This is a genomic window from Speluncibacter jeojiensis, assembly GCF_029589495.1.
Classification (GTDB): domain Bacteria; phylum Actinomycetota; class Actinomycetes; order Mycobacteriales; family Mycobacteriaceae; genus Speluncibacter; species Speluncibacter jeojiensis.
The window spans coordinates 1-7,474 of record NZ_JAAIVF010000016.1 but is presented as its reverse complement, the minus strand read 5'-3'; the positions used below and the strand labels follow the sequence as shown (position 1 = coordinate 7,474).

General features: G+C 71.7%; 1 protein-coding gene. It reads right to left on the bottom strand.

From position 1 onward, the window contains the following. On the bottom strand, positions 1-7,474 hold a 7,474-nt coding region (locus tag G4X40_RS22840), incomplete at both ends, for a non-ribosomal peptide synthetase (RefSeq protein WP_277835938.1).

Sequence of the window (7,474 nt, the reverse complement as noted above, 5' to 3'; positions counted from 1 at the left end):
CCGCACCGACGTACCCACCGGCAGCAACTCCACCGACCCACCCGCCGACACCTGCGCGAACGCCGACGCCAGATCCGGCACCAACACCCGCCACGACACCCCATCGACCACAGTGTGGTGCGCAAGGATCAGCAGCCGGCCGCGACCGGACGCGCCGGCGAACCAGGTGAAGTCGACGACCACGCCCGCGGACGGGTCGAGACGGTCTGCCGCGGCGTCGAGTGCGGTTGCGGCCCGGGCGAAGAAGCCGTCGCCCAGGTCGTCCACTTCGACCCGGTGGATCAGCGTGGCCGCGTCGACGGAACCGGCCGGGGCGACGTGCATGCGCCAGGTCCCGTCGTCGTCGCGGGTCAGCCGCGACCGCAGCATGTCGTGGTGGTCGAGCACCGCCTGCACCGTGGCCGTCAGCCGCGGCGCGTCGACGTCGCCGGGCAGGCCCAGCAGCGCGGACTGCGAGTAGCGTCCAAAGTCCACGTATTCACCTGCGGGCGCGGCAGATTCGGCTCGATCGAGCATCCAGTGCACGATCGGCGTCAACGCGACCTCGCCGACCCCGCCGCCGGGCAGCTCCTCGAGCACAACCGATCCGGCCCCGGCGGCCTCCAGCGGCACCGCGACCTCGGCGAGGCCGGCGACGGACTTGCGTTCGAACACGTCCCGCGGCGACAGGAACAGCCCGGCCGCCTTCGCGCGGGCCACCAGCTGGATCGACATGATCGAGTCGCCGCCGAGGGCGAAGAACGAATCGTCGACACCGACGCCCGGGGAGCCGTCCGGGCCGGTGATCCCCAGTACCTCCGCGAACAGCCCCGCCAGCACCGACTCGACCTCGCCGACCGGCGCCCGGCCCGCACCCGCACGTGCCCCGAAATCGGGCTCCGGCAACGCCCGCCGGTCCAGCTTGCCGTTCGCGGTGATCGGCATCGTGTCCAGGACCACCAGTGTGGCGGGCACCATGTAGGCGGCCAGGTGATGGCCGGCCTCCTCGAGCACCGCGTCGACGTCGAGCGCCGCATGCAACTCGCCGGCGGACTCCGGCACCACGTACCCGATCAGCCGGTCGTCGCGGGTCAGCACGATCGCCTGCGCGACCCCGGCACACGCGAGCAGCGCGGCCTCGATCTCGCCGAGCTCGATGCGGAAGCCGCGGATCTTCACCTGGAAGTCGCTGCGGCCCAGGTACTCCAGCTGCCCATCGGCGTTCCAGCGGGCCAGGTCGCCGGTCCGGTACATCCGCGCGCCGGGCTCGCCCAGCGGATCGGCCACGAACCGTCCGGCGCTCAGGCCCGGACGCCCCAGGTAGCCGCGGGTGAGCTGCTCACCGGCGACGTACATCTCACCGGGCACCCCGACCGGCACCGGGTGCAGCCGGCTGTCGAGGACGCGCACCCGCAGGTGCGGGATCGCCCGTCCGACCACGCTGCCGCGCGCCGACTCCGCGAATTCGCGGGTCAGCGGCTGGCGGGTGACGTGCACGGTGGTCTCGGTGATGCCGTACATGTTCACCAGGGTCGGCGAGGAACGATCGGTGTCGGGGTGCCGCTCGTACCACCGAGACAGCTGCCCCAGGTCCAGCGCCTCGCCGCCGAAGATGATGTACCGCAACGACAGTGTGCGGGTGCTCTGCCGTTCGGCGTCGACGAACTGCGCGAACGCGGTCGGCGTCTGGTTGAGCACGGTGACGCCCTCGTCGGCGACCAGCTCGACGAACCGCTCCGGAGAACGCGCGGTGAAGTAGTCGACGACGACCAGCCGGCCGCCGTGGAGCAGCGGGCCCCACAGCTCCCACACGGAGAAGTCGAACGCGTACGAGTGGAACATCGTCCACACGTCCGACTCGTCGAACCCGTAGGCGCCCGCGGTGTTGGCGAACAGGGTCAGCACGTTGCGGTGCGCGACCAGCACGCCCTTGGGCCGCCCGGTCGATCCGGACGTGTAGATCACGTAGGCCACCGACTCCGGTGTCGGCGCGCCGAGGCGGTCGACGTCGGTGACCGGTCCGCGGCCGTGCCCGGCCAGTTCGGCGTCGAACTCGACCGAATCGGTCAGCAGCACCGGCACCTCGGTGTCCGGCAGCCGGTCCGTTTCGGTGGACGCGGTCAGCAGGCACAGCGGCCGGGCGTCGTCGAGCATGAACTCGAGCCGTTCGCGCGGATAGGACACGTCGACGGGCAGGTACCCGGCGCCTGCCTTGATGACCGCCAGCAGCGCGACGACCAGTTGCAGCGACCGCGGCAGCGACACCGCGACCAGCGTTCCCGGCCGCACGCCACGTCCGATCAGCACCCGCGCCAGCCTGTTCGCCTCGCCGTCGAGCTCGGCGTAGGTGAGGCGCTCGTCACCGCACACCGCGGCGATCCGGTCCCCGAACCGGGCGACGGTCGCGTCGAACAGGTCCGACAGGGTCGCCTCCGGCGCACGGACACCCGGATCGTCGGCCACCACGGCCTGCAGTTCGTCCGGCGTGGCGAGTTCGATGTCGCCGACGGGCCCGCGTGAGTCGGCGGCGACGGCGTCGAGGATGCGCAGGAACCGGTCGGCGAATGCCTGCGCGCCGGCCGCGTCGAACAGGTCGGTGGCATAGGTGAACGCCGCGTCCAGGCCTGCGGGCGCACCGGCGGCGTCGAACCGTTCGGCGAGGGTCAGTTGCAGGTCGAACTTGGCGACGACCAGGCCCGGTTCGAGGGCGTCGACGGTCAGCCCGGGCAGTTCGACGTGCGGGCGTTCGTTGTTCTGGAACTCGATGAGCACCTGGAACAGCGGCGAATGCGCGGTGGACCGTTCCAGGTCGAGCACGTCGACGAGCCGCTCGAACGGCAGGTCGGCGTGGCTGAAGGCGCTCACGTCGGTCTCGCGGGCATGTGCGATCAGCTCGCCGAATCCGGCCGACGGGTCGACCTCGGTACGCAGCACCAGCGTGTTGACGAACATGCCGATCATTTCGTCGAGCGCCGCGTCGCCGCGCCCGGCCACCGGGGTGCCGATCGCGATGTCCTCGGAGCCGGACAGCCGCGCCAGCAGCACCGCGAGCGCCGCATGCGTGACCATGAAGAAGGTGGCGTCGTGTTCGCGGGCCAGCACCGACAGCCGGTGGTGGACGTCGCGGTCGATGTCGAAGCGCACGATGTCGCCGCGCAGCGACTGGGTGGCCGGCCTCGGGTGGTCGGTCGGCAGCGCCAGCAGTTCCGGCAGCCCGGCGAGGGTGCGCCGCCAGTGATCCAGTTGCCCGGAGATCAGCGAGTCCGCGTCGTCTTCGGAGCCGAGGACCTCACGCTGCCAACGGCTGAAGTCGGTGTACTGCACCGGCAACGGCGACCAGCCCGGGACCTGGCCGTGCGCGCGGGCCGTGTACGCGGTGACCACGTCGCGGGCGAGCGGAGTCATCGATGCGCCGTCCGCGCAGATGTGGTGCATGACCAGCGCCAGCACGTGCACCTGTTCGTCACGGTCGTCGTCCGGCAGTCGGTACAGCCGGCCGCGGATCGGGACGGCCTCGGTCACGTCGAAGCCGGTCCCCAGCAGTTCCGCGAGGTCGGTGTGCAGTTGCTGTTCGGCGCCGGCGCCGGTGATCTCGCGGGCCACCAGCCGCAGTCCCACCCGGTCCGCGGGCACGACCACCTGGACCGGCCCGGAGCCGTTGTCCGGGAATCGGGTTCGCAGCGCCTCGTGCCGGTCGAGCACGTCGAGCACCGCGGCCTGCAGCGCGGCGAGGTCGAGCCGCCCGGTCAGGCGCACCACCATCGGCACGTTGTAGGCCGGTGAGCCGGTGTCGAACTGGTTGATGAACCACATCCGCTGCTGCGCCATCGACAGCGGCGCGGGGGCGGTCCGGTCGCCGGACGACGGCTGCGCCATCAATCCCGGCCGCGGGCGGGCGTGGCCGCGCTCGTCGCCGACGCGGGCGGCCAGGGCGCGGATCGAGGGTGCCTCGAACAGCGTGCGCACGCCGATGCCGGTGTCGAGCGCCGAGTTCACCCGCGCCACCACGCGGGTGGCGCTGAGCGAGTTGCCGCCCAGGTCGAAGAAGCTGTCGGTGACGTCGACGCGGTCCAGGCCGAGGACCTCGGCGAACACGGCGCCGACGGCCCGTTCGACGACCGTGGCGGGGGCGTGGAACTCGGCGCGAGAGCCGAGGAACTCCGGTTCGGGCAGGGCCGAGCGGTCCAGCTTGCCGATCGGGGTCAGCGGGATCTCGTCGAGTTGCACGATCGCCGACGGCACCATGTAGCCGGGAAGCCGGTCGGCGAGGCGGACGGTCAGCTCGTGGGTGTCGACGGAACGGCCGGGCTCGGGCAGCACGTAGGCGACCATGGCCGCGTCGCCGGACGGTCCGGGCCGGCCGATGGTGACCGCGAACTCCACCCCCGGCGCGGCCGCCAGCGCCGCGTCGATCTCGCCGAGTTCGATGCGCAGGCCGCGGATCTTCACCTGGAAATCGCTGCGGCCCAGGTACTCGAGTTCGAGGTCGCCACCGGCTCCGACCACCCAGCGGGCGACGTCGCCGGTGCGGTACATCCGCTCGCCGGGGTCCCCGAACGGGTTCGCGACGAACCGGTCGGCGGTCAGCGCGGGCCGCGCGTGATAGCCCCGGGCCAGCCCGACGCCCGCGAAGTACAGTTCGCCGGCGACCCCGACCGGCACGGGCTGCAGCCGCCCGTCCAGCACGACCTCGCTGACGCCGCGGATCGGCCCGCCGAGGGTGACGCCGCCATCCGCGGCCAGCGGCGCGCTGATGTTCGCCATGATCGTGCCCTCGGTGGGGCCGTAGCCGTCGTAGAGCCGCCGGCCGCGGGCCCACCGCGCGGCCAGTTCCGGCGGCACGGCCTCGCCACCCACGCACACGCCGGTGAAGCCCGGCAGCCTGTCCGGGTCGACCGACGCCACCACGGACGGCGTCAGGAACGCGTCGGTGACGCGCTGTTCGGCGAGCAGACGGTGCAGTTCGTCGCCGCCGTAGATGGTCGGCGGGACGATCACCATGGTGGCCGACGCGCCGAAGGCGAGCAGGAACTCGTAGATGGAGGCGTCGAAACTGGGCGACGAGAAGTGCAGGGTGCGCGAGTCCGGGCCGGTGCCGTAGCGCTCGCGCAGTTCGGTCGCGAAGTTGTCCAGGCCGGTGTGGGTCACGACGACGCCCTTCGGGGTGCCGGTCGACCCGGACGTGTAGATCGCGTAGGCGGCGCCGGCCCAGTCGATGGCGCCGCGGCGGTCCGCGTCGGTGACCGCTGCGGGCGAGGCGGCCGCACAGCGGGCGCGCACCGCCGGTTCGTCGACGGCCAGCCACGTCGTCGTCCCCGGCATCCGGTCACGGTCGGACTGCCGGCACAGGCCGACGGCCGCGGCGGAGTCGGTGAGCATGTGCTCGATCCGGTCGGCCGGATAGTGCGGGTCGACCGGGACGAACGCGGCCCCGGTCTTGGCGACCGCCCACATGCTCGCGATCGATTCGATGGACCGCGACAATGCCAGGGCCACATAGGTTTCCGGACGGGCACCGGCGTCGATGAGCACCCGCGCCATGCGGTTGGACCACTCGTCGAGCTCCCGGTAGGTCAGCGTGCGGTCGCCGTCGACGAGTGCGACGTGTTCCGGATCCCGGGCGACGGCGTCGCGCAGCAGGTCGGGCAGCAGCCGCCGCGACCGGCCGGCCCGACCCCGCGCCGGCGCCAGCCGGGTGCGTTCGGTGTCGGTCAGCAGGCTCAGCCGCGCCAGCGGCAGGTCGGCATCGGTGCGCATGGCGTCGAGCACGCGGACCACGCGGTCGGCGATGGTCTCCACCTCGCCGCGGGCGAACTGGTCGGCGAGGAACTTGAACTGCAGTCGCACCTGGTCCTCGGCGGTGGCCAGGACCGCGAACGGGTAGTGGGCGGCGTCGCCGTTGTCGGTGATGTCGACGACGTGCATCCCGGCGATGTCGGTGTCGGCGCTGAACCCGGCGCGGTCGACGGGGTACGACTCGAACACCGTCAACGTGTCGAACGTCGCCGCCGCACCCACCTGCTGCTGAATCTCCGTCAACCCCAGATAATGATGATCCAGCAACCCCGCCTGCTCGGACTGCACCCGCTCGAGCAACTCCCCCAACGACTCCGAACGATCCAACACCACCCGCACCGGCAACGTGTTGATGAACAACCCCACCATCGACTCGATCCCCGCGATCTCCGGCGGACGACCCGACACCGTCGCCCCGAACACCACATCCTCACGAGACGTCAACTCCCCCAACACGATCCCCCACGCCACCTGCACCATCGTGTTCACGGTGACGCTGTGCGCCCGGCCGGCGGTGCGGAGTTGCGCGGTGACGTCGACGCCGAGTTCGACGCACACCTCCTCGGAGATGGTGGTCACCTGCCGGCCGCGGTCGAGGGGGCGCAGCAGGGTCGGCTCGTCGAGGCCGTCCAGCGACGCCGTCCACGCCTCGACCGCGGCCCGGCGGTCGCGCGCGGCGAGCCAGGCGAGGTAGTCGTGGTACGGCTGCGGCTTGGGCATCTCGGAGCTGTCGCCGTCGGCGGCGTAGAGCACCAGCAGGTCCCGCAGCACCAGCGGCATGGACCAGCCGTCGAGCAGGATGTGATGGTTGGTAACGACGAGCCGGCAGTGGGTGGGCGCGGTGCGGATGAGCATCAGCCGCAGCAGCGGCGCTGCGGCCATGTCGAACTGCCGGTTGCGGTCTTCGTGCATCAGCTCGGCCAGGCGCAGTTGTTGCGCCTCGGCGTCGAGCTCGCTCAGGTCGATCGCCGTCCACGGCACCGTCAGTGCGCCGTGCACGACCTGCACGGACTGGCCATCCGAGTCGGCAAGGAACGCGGTGCGCAGGTTCGGGTGCCGGTCGAGCAGTGCCTGTGCGGCGCGGCGGATGCGGTCGCCGTCGATCTCGCCGTCGAGTTCGAGGACCAGTTGCACGACATACGAATCCACGGCCTCGTCGGCGAGGATCGCGTGGAACAGCAGGCCGGACTGCAGCGGCGCCAACGGCCAGATGTCGGACAAGTCCGGGTAGGCGTCCTCGATCCGGTCGATCGACGCCTGCCGCAGCCGCACCAGGTCGAGATCGGACGGGGTGAATCCGCCCGCGTCGGGGCGGTCGGCGTGCGCGGCCAGCGCCGTCAGCGCCGCGCACCACCGGTTCGCGAGGTCGCGGACCTGGTCGTCGCCGAGCGCCCCGGTCGGGAACGTCCAGGTGGCCTCCAGCTGCGGGCCGTCGGCGCCGGTGGTGGTGACCGCGTTGATGTCGAGCGCCGAGGAGACCGGCATGTCGTGGTCCTGGGTGATACCCAGGTCGCCGACGTCGGTGACCGGCAGCCACCCGGTGTCGGTCACCGCATCCGTCTGTGCGGTGGCGTACCGGCCGAGGTAGTTGAAGCTGACCTGCGGGGTCGGCAACTGCGCCAACTCGGCGCTCGCGGTCGGCTCCAGATAACGCAGCATCCCATACCCGATGCCGTTGTCCGGCGCCGCCAGCAACTGC